Annotated in this window: 18 protein-coding genes and 3 tRNA genes; 4 read left to right on the plus strand and 17 right to left on the minus strand. The window is 70.5% G+C overall.

What is annotated here, in order from left to right:
* Positions 1–8 precede the first annotated feature (8 nt).
* From FHY02_RS03235 to FHY02_RS03285, 11 genes are all read right to left on the minus strand, one after another.
* A complete protein-coding gene (locus FHY02_RS03235) occupies positions 9–908 on the minus strand; it encodes an alpha/beta hydrolase (RefSeq protein ID WP_311722444.1) in 900 nt (299 codons plus the stop codon).
* Complete coding sequence (locus FHY02_RS03240) at positions 899–1,192, minus strand: hypothetical protein (RefSeq protein WP_183920387.1); 294 nt, start codon at positions 1,190–1,192, stop codon at positions 899–901. Before FHY02_RS03240 ends, FHY02_RS03235 begins: the two co-directional genes overlap by 10 nt.
* Before the next feature lie 61 nt (positions 1,193–1,253).
* On the minus strand, positions 1,254–2,534 hold the full coding sequence (locus FHY02_RS03245; RefSeq protein ID WP_183920390.1) for a glycoside hydrolase family 130 protein: 1,281 nt from the start codon (positions 2,532–2,534) through the stop codon (positions 1,254–1,256).
* A 112-nt stretch (positions 2,535–2,646) separates the two neighbouring features.
* Positions 2,647–2,811 carry a hypothetical protein gene (locus tag FHY02_RS03250; protein WP_183920392.1) on the minus strand — a complete coding sequence of 55 codons (165 nt, stop codon included), beginning with the start codon at positions 2,809–2,811 and terminating at the stop codon, positions 2,647–2,649.
* A complete protein-coding gene (locus FHY02_RS03255) occupies positions 2,808–3,572 on the minus strand; it encodes an MBL fold metallo-hydrolase (RefSeq protein WP_183920394.1) in 765 nt (254 codons plus the stop codon). Before FHY02_RS03255 ends, FHY02_RS03250 begins: the two co-directional genes overlap by 4 nt.
* Positions 3,569–4,348, minus strand: a complete 780-nt coding sequence (locus FHY02_RS03260; protein ID WP_183920396.1) for a TatD family hydrolase — start codon at positions 4,346–4,348, stop codon at positions 3,569–3,571. Before FHY02_RS03260 ends, FHY02_RS03255 begins: the two co-directional genes overlap by 4 nt.
* Entirely contained in the window at positions 4,348–5,898 is a 1,551-nt protein-coding gene (gene metG, locus FHY02_RS03265; protein WP_183920398.1) for a methionine--tRNA ligase, read from the minus strand. Before metG ends, FHY02_RS03260 begins: the two co-directional genes overlap by 1 nt.
* A gap of 9 nt (positions 5,899–5,907) precedes the next feature.
* On the minus strand, positions 5,908–6,897 hold the full coding sequence (locus FHY02_RS03270) for a DNA polymerase III subunit delta' (protein ID WP_183920400.1): 990 nt from the start codon (positions 6,895–6,897) through the stop codon (positions 5,908–5,910).
* Positions 6,894–7,523, minus strand: a complete 630-nt coding sequence (tmk, locus tag FHY02_RS03275) for a dTMP kinase (RefSeq protein WP_183920402.1) — start codon at positions 7,521–7,523, stop codon at positions 6,894–6,896. Before tmk ends, FHY02_RS03270 begins: the two co-directional genes overlap by 4 nt.
* Positions 7,523–8,695, minus strand: a complete 1,173-nt coding sequence (locus FHY02_RS03280) for a D-alanyl-D-alanine carboxypeptidase family protein (RefSeq protein WP_183920404.1) — start codon at positions 8,693–8,695, stop codon at positions 7,523–7,525. The genes tmk and FHY02_RS03280 overlap by 1 nt, the downstream gene beginning before the upstream one ends.
* Positions 8,696–8,759: 64 nt before the next feature.
* Positions 8,760–9,818, minus strand: a complete 1,059-nt coding sequence (locus tag FHY02_RS03285; protein ID WP_183920406.1) for a lytic transglycosylase domain-containing protein — start codon at positions 9,816–9,818, stop codon at positions 8,760–8,762.
* 97 nt (positions 9,819–9,915) lie between these two features.
* Here FHY02_RS03285 and FHY02_RS03290 point away from each other — a divergent pair.
* Together FHY02_RS03290 and FHY02_RS03295 are read left to right on the plus strand one after the other, a co-directional pair.
* Positions 9,916–10,005, plus strand: a tRNA-Ser gene (locus FHY02_RS03290).
* 124 nt (positions 10,006–10,129) lie between these two features.
* Positions 10,130–10,312: a hypothetical protein gene (locus FHY02_RS03295; protein WP_183920408.1), complete on the plus strand. Its 183-nt coding sequence runs from the start codon at positions 10,130–10,132 to the stop codon at positions 10,310–10,312.
* A gap of 74 nt (positions 10,313–10,386) precedes the next feature.
* Here FHY02_RS03295 and FHY02_RS03300 read toward each other — a convergent pair.
* A tRNA-Arg gene (locus FHY02_RS03300) sits at positions 10,387–10,463 on the minus strand.
* 53 nt (positions 10,464–10,516) lie between these two features.
* Positions 10,517–10,593: transfer RNA gene (locus FHY02_RS03305), tRNA-Arg, on the minus strand.
* 83 nt (positions 10,594–10,676) lie between these two features.
* Here FHY02_RS03305 and FHY02_RS03310 point away from each other — a divergent pair.
* Positions 10,677–11,207 carry a hypothetical protein gene (locus tag FHY02_RS03310; RefSeq protein ID WP_183920410.1) on the plus strand — a complete coding sequence of 177 codons (531 nt, stop codon included), beginning with the start codon at positions 10,677–10,679 and terminating at the stop codon, positions 11,205–11,207.
* An 85-nt stretch (positions 11,208–11,292) separates the two neighbouring features.
* On the opposite strand, the gene FHY02_RS03315 is transcribed toward FHY02_RS03310, so the two are convergent.
* From FHY02_RS03315 to hemB, 4 genes are read right to left on the minus strand one after another with little or no spacing between them, the layout of a single operon-like run.
* Positions 11,293–13,440: a fused MFS/spermidine synthase gene (locus FHY02_RS03315; protein WP_183921411.1), complete on the minus strand. Its 2,148-nt coding sequence runs from the start codon at positions 13,438–13,440 to the stop codon at positions 11,293–11,295.
* A gap of 46 nt (positions 13,441–13,486) precedes the next feature.
* Positions 13,487–14,020 (minus strand): GNAT family N-acetyltransferase, encoded by a 534-nt coding sequence (locus tag FHY02_RS03320; protein ID WP_183920412.1) that lies wholly within the window; start codon positions 14,018–14,020, stop codon positions 13,487–13,489.
* The gene (locus tag FHY02_RS03325) at positions 14,017–14,550 is read right to left on the minus strand and encodes a GNAT family N-acetyltransferase (RefSeq protein WP_183920414.1); all 534 of its coding nucleotides are present in this window, start codon (positions 14,548–14,550) and stop codon (positions 14,017–14,019) included. Before FHY02_RS03325 ends, FHY02_RS03320 begins: the two co-directional genes overlap by 4 nt.
* A complete protein-coding gene (gene hemB / locus FHY02_RS03330; RefSeq protein ID WP_183920417.1) occupies positions 14,547–15,539 on the minus strand; it encodes a porphobilinogen synthase in 993 nt (330 codons plus the stop codon). Before hemB ends, FHY02_RS03325 begins: the two co-directional genes overlap by 4 nt.
* Positions 15,540–15,617: 78 nt before the next feature.
* Between hemB and FHY02_RS03335 the strand changes: the two genes are divergently transcribed.
* Positions 15,618–16,505: a diacylglycerol kinase family protein gene (locus tag FHY02_RS03335; protein WP_183920419.1), complete on the plus strand. Its 888-nt coding sequence runs from the start codon at positions 15,618–15,620 to the stop codon at positions 16,503–16,505.
* Positions 16,506–16,551: the final 46 nt, after the last annotated feature.

The following is a 16,551-nucleotide window of genomic DNA, read 5'->3' on the forward strand; positions in this document are numbered from 1 at the left end:
AACGCCGCTCAGCGTTTGGCCGGTCGCGGCGAGAGCCAGCCGCCGTCGGCGAGCCAGTCGTACAACCGATCGGGCCAGTGCAGGATCGAGAGCCGCTCGGACTCGTCGAGATTGAAGGCGTGGCCGCTGTCCGCATACATGTGCAGCTCGGCCGAGACGCCGGCGCGGCGCAGTTGCTCGTACAGGGCGACCGTGGGCGCGGCGCAGCACTCGTCGCGGCTGCCGGCGACGAGGAAGGCCGGCGGCGCGGCCGCGATCGCCGGCGCCGGCGCCGGCACGCCGCGCGGACCGGGAAAGACGAGCACCTGGAAGTCGGGCCGGGCGGAGAGCGAGTCGATCGCGTCGGTCCGTGGTCGTCCCGCTGGCTCGGGATGATCGGCGACCTGGGTGACAAGCTCGCCACCCGCGGAGAAGCCCATCATGCCGACGCGCGTCGGGTCGATGCCGTATTCGGCGGCGTGCGCGCGCACCCAGCGGATCGCGCGGCGAGCGTCGTCGGCGGCGTCGCCCTCGACCGTGTAGGCCGAGCCGGGCTCGTTCGCGAGCCGATATTTCAGCACGAAGGCGGTCATGCCGGCGCGGTTGAGCGCGGTCGCCACTTTGGTGCCCTCGTTGGTCCAGACCAGCAGCTTGTGCCCGCCGCCCGGCAGGACCACGATGGCGGCGCCGTTGCGCTTGCCGGCGGGAGCGGGGAAGGGGATCAGCGACGGGTCGTGTATGTTGCGCACCCAATAGTCGCGCGCGACCTCGGCCTCGCCGCGGCGGCGCCCCACACCCGGCGCGCCGTTCGGCCACAGCGGGATATGGTCATAATGCGGCGGCCGCTCCGGTGCCGGATCCTGCGATGCCGCCGGCGCGGCGATCAGCGACGCGAGGAGGAGCGCAAGGGCGGATCGTCTCAGCTGCACAAGGCACCACCGTTGGCGCGGTCACGACACGAGTCACTGATGGATTGCTGCCGCAGGTTCTCGCGTTCGCGCTCCCACTCCCACTTGGTCTTGCACGTGCGATAGCCGGCGACCAGCGAGCCGGTCCGAACGAACCGCTTGCAGATCATCTTGTCGCGCGCATCGGCGGCGCGCTCAGGCGCGTCCGCGGTCGTTGTCTGGCGCGCCTGCACCGCCGCTCCGCTCACGCTCGCGATTATGAAGAGGAAGCCGCCAAGCAGCGTGCTTCCGTGGCCCACCCACATCGCTTTTCTCCCTGGGAAACAATCCCTGATGAAGCATAGCGGTGAGGCAGGGGCAATGTTCTCAGCGCATCACGCTCAGCAGGTCATCGACGCTGCCGGTGGCGAAGGCGGTATGCTCGTCGCCGATCGCATAGGGCAGCAGGATGCGGCGGCGGTGCAGCAGCGCGCCGCAGCTGTAGGTCACGTTCGGTACATAGCCGCCACGTTGCTCGGCGCTGGGGAAAAGCAGCGGGGAGGGCGTGCGCGCCAGCACCTTGCTCGGGTCATCGCGGTCGAGCAGGCAGGCGCCGACGCAATAGCCGCGCACCAGCCCGACGCCGTGGGTGAACACCAGCCAGCCCTCGTCGAGCTCGATCGGCGAGCCACAGTTGCCGATCTGGACGAACTCCCACGGATACTCCGGGCGCATGATGATCTCGCCGCGCTCCCAATGATGCAGGTCGTCGGAGCGGAGCAGCCAGATATTCTCATTGTCCTGACGGCCGAGCATGACGAAGTCGTTGCCGATCCGCCTTGGGAACAGCGCCATGCCCTTGTAGCCCGCCATCGCGCCGGTGAGCGGGCGCATCTCATAGGTGCGCACGTCGATGCCGCGCAGCAACTCGGCGCGGGCGACGCGGCCGTCGAACGCGGTGTAGGTGCCGATGACGCTCTGCGTGCCGTCATGGTCGGTGAAGCGGACCAGCCGCAGGTCCTCGACGCCGCTGCGCTGGCTCGGCAGGATCGGGAAGATGACCGTCTCGGAGATGTCCTCGCTGTCATCGGAGCGCAGCCGCACCCAGCCGGCGTCGTCGTCGCGCTCGATGCGCGGCGGTACGCCCTGGGTGCTCGGCGGGTCGACGGTGAGCTGGGTGCCGCCGTCCCAGTTGCCCGAGCGGAAGGTCACCGAGGAGATATGCCCCTCGCCGACGCCGCGCAGCGAGAGCAGGAAGGAGAGACGATCGTCGCTCGGATCCTGGTCGGGCACGGCGACGATCGACGGGTTGAACAGCGCCGCGCTCTCGAAAGCATATTCCTGACTGAAATAGGCGCCGATGAGCAGCCGATCGCACTCGGCCGCGACCGGGATGCCGATCGCCTCGCGCACCTCGTCGAAGCGGCGCAGGAAGACCTGGTCGACGCGGCGGTGGCGCGGCCGCATCGCCTCGTGCAGCAGCCGCAGCATGCGCTGGCGCATCGGCTCGTCGAGCGCCATCAGCCGCGCCGCCACGGCGCGCGCGCGGCTGGGCTTTCCTGCGGCGAACGCCTCCGGATAGTCGAAGCTGAACGGCCGGATCACCGTGCGAGCGGGATCGGGCTTGAGCTCGAGATCGAGCGTGGTGAAGACCGCGGCGGCGTCCATGTCAGCCTCATGCTGGTTGCGCAGCCGATAGCGCGCGGGGCGACGCTAATATCCGTTAGGAAAGATTGCCCACACCCGATCGATCGTGAGAACCTAAAAGTGATAATATGTATTATGTAAAGAGCGCAACGATCACAAGTAGTGCGATGAAGACCCCACTCCAAGCCAGCGCATAGCGTAGCATCGTCTGTCTCGGCATACGTCGGGCAACCAGCGCGGATAACGGCAGCACCAGCACGAGCAGCAGGATCAGTGCGGTACCCACACGCTCGCTCACGCCGTGACCTCCCAGCCGTCGTAGCCGGGCTCGACACCGCGCGGCAGCTGGGCGCGCAAACTGCCATAGTCCATCGACTGGTCCATATGGACCAGCACCGTCCGTGCCGGCCGCAGCTCCTCGACCCAGCCGAGCACGGTGGCGAGATCCGGATGGGTCGGATGCGGCCGGCGGCGCAGCGCGTCGACGATCCAGACGTCGACACCGCGGTACAGCTCGCGCATCGGCCCGGTCATGCCGCTGATGTCGGTGGCGTAGCCGACCGAGCAGCCGGCCGCGCTGAAGCGTAGCCCGGCCGAGCTGATCGAGCCGTGCGGCTGGTCGACCACCTCGATCGTCAGGCCGCCAACGCTGAGTCGATCGGGCAGCAGTGAGAGATCCACGGTGGGCGGATAGCCGCCGGCACCCTTGAACACATAGGCGAACTGCTGGCGCAGCGCCGCCGCGCAGCTCGCGCGCGCATAGCCCGGCACGGGATGGCCGAGCGCGTGATAGACCTGGCGCAGGTCGTCGATGCCGAAGACGTGATCGGCGTGCTGATGCGTCCAGATTACCGCGTCGACCTGCCCGATCCCGGCGGTGAGCAGCTGCTCGCGCATGTCGGGACTGGTGTCGACGAGGATCCGCACGCCGTCATGCTCGACGAGCAGCGAGGAGCGTGTGCGGCGATTGCGTGGCTCGGTCGGATCGCAGTCCCCCCAGTCGCCGCCGATCCGTGGCACCCCCGACGACGTGCCGGAGCCGAGAATGCGAACCCTCACGCGGGCCGCGTCTTGCTGAAGAGCGAGTGGAAGTTCTCGGCGGTATAGCGCTGAAATTCCTCGACTTCCTCGCCGCGAAGCTGGGCCAGGAAGGCGGCGGTGTCAGCGACGAAACCGGGTTCGCCGGTCTTGCCGCGATGGGGTATGGGCGCGAGGAACGGCGCGTCGGTCTCGATCAACAGCCGCTCGCGCGGGATCCGTGCTGCGGTCGCGCGCAACGCCTCGGCGTTGCGGAAGGTGACAATGCCGGAGATCGAGATAAACATTCCAATCTCAAGCGCTTGATCGGCGAAGCTGTCGCTCGCCGTGAAGCAGTGGATCACGCCGGTAAAGGCCCCCTGCTCCATCTCCTCGCGCAGGATCGCGGCGGTGTCCTCCTCGGCGTCGCGCGTGTGCACGATGATCGGCGTGCCGCTCTCGCGCGCGGCGGCGATATGTGCGCGAAAGCTCGCCTGCTGCCGCTGGCGGTCGGAGTGATCGTAGTGATAGTCGAGCCCGCTCTCGCCGATGCCGACCACGCGCGCGTGGCGCGCGCGCTCCACCAGCTTGGCGGTGTCGACATGCGGGTGCTGATCCGCCTCGTGCGGGTGGATGCCGACGCTGGCCCAGACGTCGGGCTCGCGCTCGGCGGTGGCGAGCACCGCGTCCCACTCGCGCTCGCGCGTGGCGATGTTGAGCATCGCGGTGACGCCGCGCGCGCGCGCGCGCTCGAGCACCGCGGCCTGCTGCTCGAATACGCCCTCATAGTTGAGGTGGCAGTGGCTGTCGGCGAGCATCAGGCGGGCTCCGTCTCGGCGGGCAGCTCCAGCCGCGGGAAGGCCGGCGTCGGCGGCGCGATCGTCGCGCCGGCGTCGACGCGGCGCTGGTACCAGCCGTCGTCGTCGATTGCTTCATGGTCGCGCTCGTCGGCACCGAGCTGGTCGAGCACCCTGCCCGCGCCCTCGGGCACCACCGGCAGGATCGCGATTCCGAGCATGCGGATCGCGCGCACCAGTGTCCGCAGCACCGCGTGCATCCGCTCGGGATCGGTCTTGCGCAGCGACCAGGGCGCCTGCGCGTCGATATATTGGTTGCACGCGAACACGCCGCGCAGCCAAGCCTCCACGCCTTGGCTGAGCAGCAGGTCGGTGAAGCCGGCGCGCAGCCCGGCGCAGGCCACGACCACTTCCTCGATCAGCTGCGCGTCGGCGTCCTCGGCGCGGCCCGCGTCCGGGAAGGCGCCGCCAAGGTTCTTGGCGATGAACGACAGCGTCCGCTGCGCCAGATTGCCGAAGGCGTTGGCGAGCTCGGCGTTGACTCGCGTCACGATTGCCTCGGCCGAGTAGCTGCCGTCCTGCCCGAAGCTGACCTCGCGCAGCAGGAAGTAGCGCAGCCCGTCGACCCCGAACGCCTCGGCGAGATCGAGCGGATCGACCACGTTGCCGAGGCTCTTCGACATCTTCTCGCCGCGGTGGAGCAGGAAGCCGTGGCCGAACACGGTCTTCGGCAGCGCAATCCCGGCCGACATCAGGAAGGCGGGCCAGTAGACCGCGTGGAAGCGCACGATGTCCTTGCCAATCAGGTGCAGGTCGGCCGGCCAGTAGCGCAGCTCGCCGTCGGGATAGCCAGCGCCGGTGAGATAGTTGGTCAGCGCGTCGACCCAGACGTACATGACGTGCCCCGGGCTGCCCGGCACCGCCACGCCCCAGTCGAAGCTCGTGCGCGACACCGACAGGTCCGACAGCCCGCCCTCGACGAAGCGCATGATCTCGTTGCGGCGCGCCTCGGGGCGGATGAAGTCGGGATTCGCCGCGTAGAAGTCGATCAGCGGCTGCTGGTACTTCGACAGGCGAAAGAACCACGTCTCCTCCGCGGTCCAGGTCACCGGCGTGCCCTGGGGCGAGAGCTTGGCGCCCCCCTCCCCCTCGGTCAGCTCCTTCTCGTCGTAGAAGGCCTCGTCGCGGACCGAATACCAGCCCTCGTAGCGGTCGAGGTAGAGGTCGCCGGCGTCCCCCATCGCCTGCCAGATCGCCTGGCTGGCACGGTGGTGATCCGCGTCGGTGGTGCGGATGAAACGATCGTAGCTGATCGCAAGTCTGTCGCACATCGCCTTGAAGTAACCAGACATCTCGTCCGCCAGCGCGCGCACCTCGACGCCGCGGTCGCGCGCCGTCTGCACCATCTTGAGCCCGTGCTCGTCGGTGCCGGTCTGGAAGCGGACGTCGCGCCCGGCCTGGCGCTGGAAGCGTGCGATCGCGTCGGCCGCGATCGCCTCATAGGCATGGCCGATGTGCGGACGGCCGTTGGGATAGCTGATCGCGGTGGTAATGTAGAAGGGATGGCCCATGGCCGCCTCCTAACGCTCTCCCTCGCGCGATGCCAGCCGCGCGACGATGCCGGCGAGCTCGTAGACGCTGCCCTGCTGATCGAGCGACAGCGCGCGCGCCGCCGCGGCGACCGAGCGCGCCTCGTCATAGGCGTCCAGCGCGGCCCGCAGGTCGGTGCCGACGCGCGTCGCCGCGGCGCGCGCGATCATTGTCGGCACACGGTCGAGAAAGGCCTCGTAGCGCGGCTGCGCCGCCTTGAGCGCGAGCGACTTGGCCAGCGCGCCGCGGCGCGTCAGCGTCGGGTCGCCGTCGCGCGCGATGCCCGCCAGCGCCTGCTCGATCGCGCCGAGATCGAGCCCGGCATAGCCGAGCGCGCGACCGGGCGAGCCCTCGCCGGCGCCGACGAGTGACGCGATCTCGTCCGGCTCGGCGTCTGGGAGCGCGCCGCGCAGCACCGCCGCCATGTCGTCGTCGCCGAGCGGCTCGAACCGCAGCACGCGGCAGCGCGAGCGGATCGTCGCGAGCAGCCGACCGGGCGCGTGGCTGACGAGCAGGAACACCGTGCCCGCGGGCGGCTCCTCCAGGCTCTTGAGCAAGGCGTTGGAGGCGCCCGGGCGCTCGAGATCGTCGGCGGCGTCGATCACGATCGCACGGCGCGGCGAGAGCGAGGGCATCGTGCCGAGGAACGGGCCGAGCGCGCGCACCTGGTCGACCGTGATCGAGCGCGCCAGCTCGTCATCCTTGTCCTTCTTGGCTAGGCGGCGCAGCTCGCGATAATCGGGATGCGAGCCGGCCGCGAGCAAGGTGGCGGCACGATGGTTCGGCGGTACCGCGAGGCCGGGGTCGATCTGACCCGGAGTCATCGCCTCGGCGAGCAGCCGCGCCGCCGCGGCACGCGCGAAGGTGGCCTTGCCGACGCCCTCGGGCCCGGCGAGCAGCCAGGCGTGGTGGACGTTGCCGCCGCGCAGCGCGGCGGTGAAGGCGTCGACCGCGGCACGATGGCCGCGCAGGTCGGTCACGGCAACCAGTCCGCCAGCTCGGCGAGCATCGCGGCGGTCACCGCCTCGGGTGGCTGGGCAGCATCGATGCGGCGAAAGCGCTCGAACTCGGCAGCGGCGAAGCGTTCGAAGGCCGCGGCTACCGCGGCGTGAAAGTCAGGCCCGCGCGCCGCGAACCGGTCGCTCGCCCCGCGGTCGCGAAGCGTTGTGCGCTCGGCGCCGAGTGCGAGCGGCAGCGTCAGCAGGAACGTACGGTCCGGCCGCAGACCCTCGCTGCCGAAGGCGTGAAGCGCCAGCACGGCCGCGTCGTCGATGCCGCCTGCCACGCCCTGATAGGCGCGCGTCGAGTCGACGAAACGGTCGCAGATCACCCAGCGGCCTGCGTCCAGCGCGGGCCGGATCACCTTCTCGACATGATCCGCGCGTGCGGCGGCGAACAACAGCGTCTCGGCGCGCGCGCTCCATCGCTTCGGCTCGCCCTCGAGGAGCAGCGCCCGGATCGCCTCGGCGCCCGCACTGCCGCCGGGTTCGCGCGTGACGACCGCCTCGACGCCGCGCTCGCGCAGCGCCGCGGCGAGCGCGCGTGCCTGGGTCGACTTGCCGGCCCCTTCCCCGCCCTCCAGGCTGAGGAAGCGCCCCCGCGGCATCAGAACAGGCCGCGCAGGCCCGCCATGGCGCGCCCGAAGAAGCCCGCCTCGCCGACGTCGCGCGCCGCCACCAGCGGCATGCGCTGCTCGGGCAGGCCCGGCGCGGAGACGACGAGATCGGCGATGTGCGCGCCCTGCTTGATCGGCGCCTTGACCGGCCCGTCATAGACGATCTTGCCCGACAGCTGCGGGCGCGTGCCCGATGGGACCGTCACCGCCAGTGCCTTAGGCGCGACCAGCTCGACCTCGCTCGAGTTGCCCAGCTGCACCGCCGCGGTGCCGACGGTCTTGCCCGCCTTCACCACCGGGCGCGCCTGCCACGCGCGGAAGCCCCATTCCATGAAGCGTACCGACTCCTGCGCGCGCTGGTTGAAGCTGGTCAGCCCGGCGAGCACCATCACCAGCCGGCGCCCGTTCTGCTCGGCCGAGCCGGTGAAGCCATAACCGGCCTCCTCGGTATGGCCGGTCTTGAGCCCGTCGGCGCCGGCGACGCGGCCCAGCAGCGGGTCGCGGTTGGCCTGGGTGATCGCGGCGCCCGCGCCCATGGTCTTGCCCCAGGTGAAATCGCGGCGCGAGTAGAACTGCTTGTAGAGCTGCGGGAACTCGGTGATCGTCGCGGCGGCGAGCTTGGCGAGGTCGCGCGCGGTGACATAGGTGACGCCGCCGTCGGGCCAGCCGTTCGACGTGCCGAAATGGCTGTTGGTCAGCCCGAGCTTCTGCGCGTTCTCGTTCATCCGCTCGGTGAAGGCCTGCTCGGTGCCCGAGGCACCCTCGGCGATCACGACGCAGGCGTCGTTCCCGGACAAGGTGACGATGCCGTACAGCAGGTTCGCCACGGACACACGCTCGCCGACCGAGAGGAACATGGTCGAGCCCGCCGCGGGGCCGTGCCAGCGCTGCCACGTCTCGGGGCGCACTTCATATTCGGTCGACAGCTTGACGTCGCCCGACTTGATCATCTGGAAGATGGTGTAGACCGTCATCATCTTCGCCATCGACGCGGGCGGCATGCGGCGATCGGCGTCCTTGGCGTAGAGGATCGCGCCCGAGGACAGGTCCTCCATGAAGGCGACCGGCGCGGGCGTGTCGAACTGCGGCGCCGCCGCCATGGCGGGATAGGCGACCGCGAGGACGGCGGCGGGCAGCGCGAGGACGGTCAGCAGCTTGGTCATGGGGCGGAATCCGGTTCGATGGCAGGCGGGGGACATTGCGTGAATGCGCGTCGAGGCTCGCGCCCTAGCGCGCGATCGCGTCGGCGAGCAAGCCCACCGACAGCGCGTAGAAGTTGGAGCAATTATAGTCGAGGATGACGCGATAGTTGCTCGTCAGCAGGTAAGCGGGCGCGCCGGGGCCGTCGGGTTCGATCAGCACCGCCTGCACCCGGTCGCCGGGCCAGCGCCCGTCGAGCGGTGCCAGACCGAGCGCGCGCCACTCCGCCATGCTGCGCCAGCCGCTGTGCCGCTCGAACACGCGCGGGCAGCGCGGCGACATCAGGCGATTGGCGACGCTCGCGCGCGAGAAGCTCGCGGGAACGCTGACCGCGACGCCCCACGGCTCGCCCGCGCGCCAGCCCGCCTGGGTGAAGTAATTACCGATCGAGGCGAGCGTGTCGGCCGAGGAGTTCCAGATGTCGATCCGCCCGTCGCCGTCGCCGTCGCGCGCGAGGCGCAGGTAGACCGAGGGCAGGAACTGCGGGTTGCCCATCGCGCCCGCCCAGCTGCCGACCAGCTGCGAGCGCGGCACGCCGCGATCGATCATCTTGAGCGCGGCGATCAGCTCGCCCTCGAACAACGGGCGGCGACGCCCCTCATAGGCGAGGCTCGCGAGGCTGCGCAGCAGGTCGAAATTGCCGGTGTAGGAGCCGTAGTTGGTCTCGTGCCCCCAGATCGCCACCATGATCTGCTCGGGCACGCCGGTCTCCGCCTCGACGCGCGCCAGCTTGGCGCGGTTGGCGGTGTACGCGGCGCGCCCGCGCGAGATTCGCGCGGTGTCGACGTGCGCGGCGCGATAGGGCGCGAACAGCGGGACCGGCGCGTTCGGGCGCGCCTCGGGCTGCTGCTGGTCGAGCGCGACGACGCGCGGGTTGAAGGTGAGCCCGGCGAGCGCGCTGTCTGCCGTAACCGGGCGCACCCCAGCGGCGACGGCGCGCGCGCGGACCTGCGCCAGATAGGTCTGGAAGCCCGACGCCTCGGCGTCCACCGCGGATGGCACGACGCCTTGCGCCGAGGAGGCGGGCGCGGCGAGCAGGAGGAGCGTGGCGGCGATGCCGCGGGCGAGCGTTGCGACCGCTGTCATGGTCGGGGCGTTCTGGCACAGCGCGTCGGCGCGCGGAACCGCAAATCGAGCGAATCCTTGCACTCGCCGCGGCGTCGCGCTTAAGCGGGTCGCCTGCGGAGAGGTGGCCGAGTGGTTTAAGGCAGCGGTCTTGAAAACCGCCGTGGGTTCACGCTCACCGTGGGTTCGAATCCCACCCTCTCCGCCACCTGATCCGATCGCATCGCCATACTGAGGCTCGATCGAGATTGCCCACCCAAGCCACTGTATTCGCGCGACACTGCTCCATCGGTGTCGACGTTCTTGTCGCGACCTAAGCGAGGAGACGGATCATGGCACAGAAAGGTGCCGGCGGGAATCCCGGAGCGGTGACCGCCAAGGGCAGCGACGGGGCGCGCGGCAGCCTCGGCACCGAACGCGGTGGCGGTACCGGGACGGGCGCCAAGAAAGCGGCGACGAAGAAGAAGGATGCGGCCGAGTCTGACAACAGCGGCCAGAAAATCAGCGGCGCCTGACGCCGGCGTCCCCGAAGGCGGCGGAGCCGGGCCATCGCTGACCCGGCTCCCGCGCGCCTTGCGGCAGTGAACGATGGCGCGCCCGGAACGATTCGAACGTCCGACCCTCAGATTCGTAGTCTGATGCTCTATCCAGCTGAGCTACGGGCGCATCGCGGCATGGCATGATGCCGGCCGTCTGCCCACCTCGCGGTGGGTACCCATTGGCGCGCCCGGAACGATTCGAACGTCCGACCCTCAGATTCGTAGTCTGATGCTCTATCCAGCTGAGCTACGGGCGCGCAATGGAGCGGCGCTGTTAGACGCCACCGCGCGGGGGCGCAAGAGCGTTGCGGTAAGTTTTTCGCGCCTCTACGCAGATCGCATGCCACGCTCCCCGCGCGCTCCGTCGCCGCTCGCTACCGTCCCGCTGATCGGCGCCGCATTGCTGTCGCTGGCGGGCTGCAGCGCCGATATGAGCGGCTATCCCTCGCTCGCGCCGCGGCCGGTCGAGAAGCTGGGCTTCGAGGAACCCGCCACGCCGCCTCCCGCCCCGATCGCCGCCGACCCGGCGCTCGACGCGCGGCTCGCCGCGATCGCGACGGCGCGTGCTACCGCGGCGCGCGACTTCGACGCCGCGGCCGAGCGCGCCGCCACACGAGCGTCCGCGGCACGCGGCGCGGCCGCCGGCAGCGAGCGATGGCTCGACGCGCAGACCGCGATCGCCGAGCTCGACTCGCTTCGCTCAGCCCATGCCGATTCGCTCAACCAGCTCGAGGAACTCGCCGCGGCACGCGCGCAGGCGCTGCAAGCGGCTTACCCCGCGCTCGAGCAGGCGCTGGACGCGGCGCGCGACACCGCCGCGACCCAGACCCGCCGCATCGACGCGCTCGCCGGGTCGCTGCCGAGCGGCTGACCGAGGTGCGGAGCGTGATGTTCACGTGATCTACCAGGCACGAGGAATGGCGGTCTTCCTTCCACGTCCGCGAAGCCTCGTACGCTCAGAACCGTAGCAGCGGCAGGATCGTCGCGTAATCGTCGGTCCAGGGCGCGAAGCCCGGGCGCCGGCGCAGCACGTGCCAGTCGCCGTCGTCGCCCGCCAGCAGCGCCTGCGTCCAGGGGTCGCGCGTCAGCACGATCCAGGACGAGGGCGTGCCCTCTTCCTCCTCGTCGGACGGGACATGGTTGAGGATCAGCGCGTGCCACCCCCCGGCGTGCGCCGCCGCCGCGACCACGGGGCCGAGATCGATGAAGCGGTTGGAGATATGCACCGCCAGCACGCCATTGTGCGCGAGCACGCGGGCGTACACCGCGAACGCCTCGCGCGTCAGCAGGTGCATCGGCACCGCGTCGGAGGAGAAAGCGTCGAGCGCGAGCAGGTCGAGGCTGCCGGTCGCGGCACGTTCCAGCGACACGCGCGCGTCCCCCAGCTCAATCGCCGCGTCCGGCGCACAATCGGCGAGGAAGGTGAAGCGGTGCGTGCGGCTGAGCTCGGCCATGGCGGGGTCGATCTCGTAGAAGCGCCAGCGCTGGCCCGGCCGTGCGTAGCAGGCGAGCGTCCCGGTTCCGAGCCCGACCACGCCGATCCGCGCCCTGTCTCCGAACAGCATCGGCGCGGCGCGCATCGCGCGGCCGATCCCGGTAGCGGGGGTATAATAGCTCGTCGGCGTGCGCTCGCGCGCGGCGGTGCCGGTGAGTTGGACGCCGTGCAGCGTCGTCCCATGCACCAGGGTGCGCCGGCGCGGCTCCTCCACCAACGTGTAGACGCCGAAATAGCTGCGCAGCCGCGCCCCCGGCTCGAGCGACAGCGACAGCGAGCGGAAGCCGCCGAACAGCAGCAGCGCGCTCGCCAGTACCATCAGATAGGGCGCGCGCGCGCCGAGCGTCAGCAGGCCGACGGCGGCGACCACCGCGAAGGTCGCGCCGGTGTGGCGCACCGTGCGCAACCCGCCCGCCTCGTGTGCGAACAGGCCCGCCACCACCGCCAGCGCGAGTGCGATCGCCGCGACGGCGACCCAGCGTACCCGACGCCCCGCCCAGAGCACGCGCAGCCCTGCGACGAGCGGGGTCTGCGGCACCAGTGCGCCCGCCGCCAGGATCAGGATGGGATATTCCCAAGTCCAGTCGAACAGGGTCGGCGCCACCAGCCCGGCGAAGACTCCGCCCAGCGCGCCGCCGACCGACATGGCGAGATAGAAGCCGGTCAGCCGCGCCGGCTCGGGACGCAGCCGGTACAGCCGCGTGTGCAGCGCGACCGAGATCATGAACAGCAGCAGCAGCGCCATCAGCGTGCTCGCGGTCGCCCTGTCGGCGAAGCCGCCCATCATGATGCCGCCGAACAGCAGGATCGTCACCGGCGCCGCGCGCGTCAGCGAGTCCGCCGGCCAGCGCCGCGCCGCGAAGGCGATCGAGAAGCTGAGAAGGTAGAGCGCGAGTGGGATCACCCACAGCAGCGGCATCGCCACCAGGTCGGTGCTGATGAAGGTCGAGGTCGCCAGCATCATGCCCGAGGGTACCAGGCCGAGCACCACCCAGAGCAGCACGCGCGACCGCGGTGGCGGTGGCGCGCTCGGCGCGACATCGGCGGCGGACGTGGCGCGCGGCGGCAGTCGCGTCGCGCACATCAGCACCAGCACGACCAGCAGCAGATAGCCGCCGCTCCACAGCCAGCGCTGTTGCGTTACCGACAGCAGCGGCTCGACCAGCAGCGGGAAGGCGATCAGCCCGGCGAAGCTGCCGAGGTTGGAGGCGGCGTAGAGCGGATAAGGGTCGGTGCCCGAGCGCGCCAGCTCATACCAGCGCTGCATCAGCGGCGCCTGCGACGAGACCGCGAAGAACAGCGGCCCGATCGAGAGCGCGAACAGGTACGGCACCCACAAGGCCGGCTCGGCATCGGACGGCAACGCGCGGTCGCTCAGTCCGATCGGCAGGAAGGCACCGGCGGCGAGCAGCAGCGCGAGGTGGATCGCGCGCTGCCGCCGCGGCGCGAGCCGGCTGATCAGATGCGCGTAGCCGTAACCGCCGAGCAACAGCGCCTGGTAGACCAGCATCGCCGAGTTCCACACCGCCGGCGCGCCGCCGAGCCGCGGCAGCGCCAGCCGCGCGATCATGGGCTGTACCAGGAACAGCAGGAACGAGCCCGTCAGCATGGTCGCGACGAACAGCGGCGCCACGCCGCCGTGTCGCGACCGGGGCTCAGCCACGCGTCGGCCGGGCGATACGATAGAGCAGATGCCGCCGCAGCGGATCACCCGCCGCAAGTTCGGGATGGTCGAAATCGCCGCCGATCACGCGCGTCATGCCGAGCCGTTCCATGAGCAGCCGGCTACGCGTGTTGCCGGGCACGGTCACCGCCGCGATCGTCGGCACGTCGAGATGCTCCCACGCCCATTCGAGGCAGGCGGAGGCAGCCTCATGCGCATAGCCCCTGCCCCAGTGCGCGCGGCCGAGCCGCCAGCCGATCTCGACCTCGCCGGCTACCGGACGCGGCAGCGGCAACAGCCCGCACAGGCCAATAAAGGTGCGGTCGGCACGTCGCTCGACTGCCCAGAAGCAATGGCCGTAACGCGCCTGCGCCGCCGCCATGCGCCGCCACGCGCGGCGGCTCTCGCGCCGCGTCTCGGGCGGGCCGATGTGGCGCATCACCTCGGCGTCCTGCGCGATCGCGTGGAAGGACTCGACGTCGTCGGCGCGCCAACCGCGCAGCGTGAGCCGCTCGGTCTCGATCATCGCGGCCGGTCGATCGCGTAGGTCACCGTGGCGCGGCGCGGGTCGTCGTCGGCGAAGTCGGGATGGTCGAAGTCGCCCGCGGCGAGCCGGTGCATGCCGAGCCGCGCCATCAGCCGCTGGCTCGCGGTGTTGGTCGCCGCGGTGATCGCGACGACGCGCGACTCGGTGCGGTGCGACCACGCCCAGGCGAGCCACGCCGCCGCGGCCTCCTGCGCATAGCCCTGACCCCAGGCGGCGTACGCGAGCATCCAGCCGATCTCGAGCTCGCCGCGGATCGGCGTCGTCGGCGCGCCGGGCTTGAGCCCGCAGAAGCCGATCAGGTCAGCTGAGTCGCGGCGCTCGACGGCGCCGAACCCCAGCCCGTGATCGGCGCGATAGCCGGCATGGCGTGCGATCGCGGCGTCGCTCGCGGCCTCATCCTTCACCGGGCCGAGATCCGCCATCACGCGCGCGTCGGCCCACATCGCGTGGAGCGCGGCACGATCGCGCGGCTCGGCCGGGCGGAGGATGAGTCGCGCAGTGACGATCACGCGCCGAGCAGCCGCGCCGCGTGCACCGCGTGGTAGGTGAGCACGCCCGCGCAGCCGGCGCGCTTGAACGCCAGGAGCGTCTCGAGGACCATCGCGTCGCGATCGGCCGCACCCGCGGCGACCGCCGCCTCGATCATCGCGTACTCGCCCGACACCTGATAGGCGAAGACCGGCACCGCGAAGGCGTCCTTCACCGCGCGGACGATGTCGAGATACGGCAGGCCGGGCTTGACCATCACGCTATCCGCGCCCTCGGCGAGGTCGAGCGCGACCTCGCGCAGCGCCTCCTCGCGGTTGGACGGGTCCATCTGGTAGGTGGTCTTGTCGCCCTTGAGCAGCCCGCGCGTGCCGACCGCGTCGCGGAACGGGCCGTAATAGGCCGAAGCATATTTGGCGGCATAGGCCATGATCTGAACGTTGACGTGCGAGCCCCGCTCGAGCGCGGCGCGAATCGCGCCGACGCGGCCGTCCATCATGTCGCTAGGCGCGATGATGTCGGCGCCGGCGCGCGCCTGGTTGAGGCTCTGCTCGACCAGCAGCTCGACCGTGTCGTCGTTGCGGACATAGCCCGCCGTGTCGATCAGGCCGTCATGTCCGTGCGCGGTATAGGGATCCAGCGCGACGTCGGTGAGGATGCCGATGTCGGGCACCGCATCCTTGATCGCGCGCGTCGCGCGGCAGATAAGATTGTCGGGATTGAGCGCCTCGGCCCCGTCGTCGCTGCGGCGCTCGCGCGGGGTGTTCGGGAAGAGCGCGAGGCAAGGAATGCCGAGGGCGTGCGCCTCCCTGGCGCGCGCCACCGCGAGGTCGATCGACCAGCGCGACACGCCCGGCAGCGTCGCGATCGGCTCCTCTACCTGCTCGCCGTCGGTTACGAACATCGGCCAGATCAGGTCGGCAGGGGTGAGGATATGCTCGGCGTGGAGGCGGCGACTCCAGCCGGCGGCGCGGGTGCGGCGCAGGCGCAGCGCGGGATAGGCAGCGTGCATGCCAGCGGCTTTCCCGCAATCGGACGCGCCATGCAAGCGTTACGGCAGCGGAACGCCCGCTCGCGCGTTAGCCTGGACATGAGAGAAATCCGCTCCGCCGCGCTCGTCGTCAACGCCAAGTCGCGGCGCGGGCGCAAGCTGTTCCGCCGCGCCTGCCGCCGCCTGCGCGAGCTGCCGTTCAAGGTCGAGCCGCACGCGGTGAAAGACCCCAAGCACCTCGACCGCACCGTGCGCAAGGCGCTGGAGAAGAAGCCTGACCTGCTGATCCTCGGGGGCGGCGACGGCACGATCAGCGGGCTGGTCGATCTCATGGTCGGCCATGACGTCGTGCTCGGCGTGCTGCCGCTCGGCACCGCCAACAGCTTCGCGCGCACGCTGGGGTTGCCGCTCGACATCGACGGTGCGATCGAGGTCTTCCGCACCGGCGCGCCGCGGCGGATCGATCTCGGCATGATCGACGACGATTATTTCGCCAATTGCGCCGCGATGGGGCTGAGCCCGCAGATCGCCGAGACGGTGCCGCACCGGCTCAAGAAGGTGGCGGGGCGGCTCGGCTATCTCGGCTGGGCGGGTTATCAGCTGACGCGCTTCCGACCCTTCACGCTCTACGTCGACGCGGGCGACGGCAAGGGCGAGCAGAAGCTGAAGGCGGTCGAGGTGCGGATCTCCAACGGTCCTTACCACGGCGGCACCTGGCTGGTGGACGAAGCCAAGGTCGACTCGGGCAAGATCGTCGTCCAGGTGGTGAAGGGCCATTACAAGCGCCGGCTGGTCACGAACTGGGCGGCGAGCTGGCTCGGTCGCGAAGAACGGCACCATGAGGTCGTGACCTTCTCCGGCACGTCGATCCGCGTGCGCAGCGACCCGCCGCTGCCGATCTCGATCGACGGCGAGGTGCTGGCGCACACGCCGGTCACCGCGCACGTCGCGGCCGGCGTGATCGAGGTGATGGCGCCGCGAGGGTGAGCTTCCGATCCTCCCCGCCATGCGGGAAGGACTAAGGGATCACCCC

This window comes from Sphingomonas sp. BK069 (assembly GCF_014193405.1).
Classification (GTDB): Bacteria; Pseudomonadota; Alphaproteobacteria; order Sphingomonadales; family Sphingomonadaceae; genus Sphingomonas.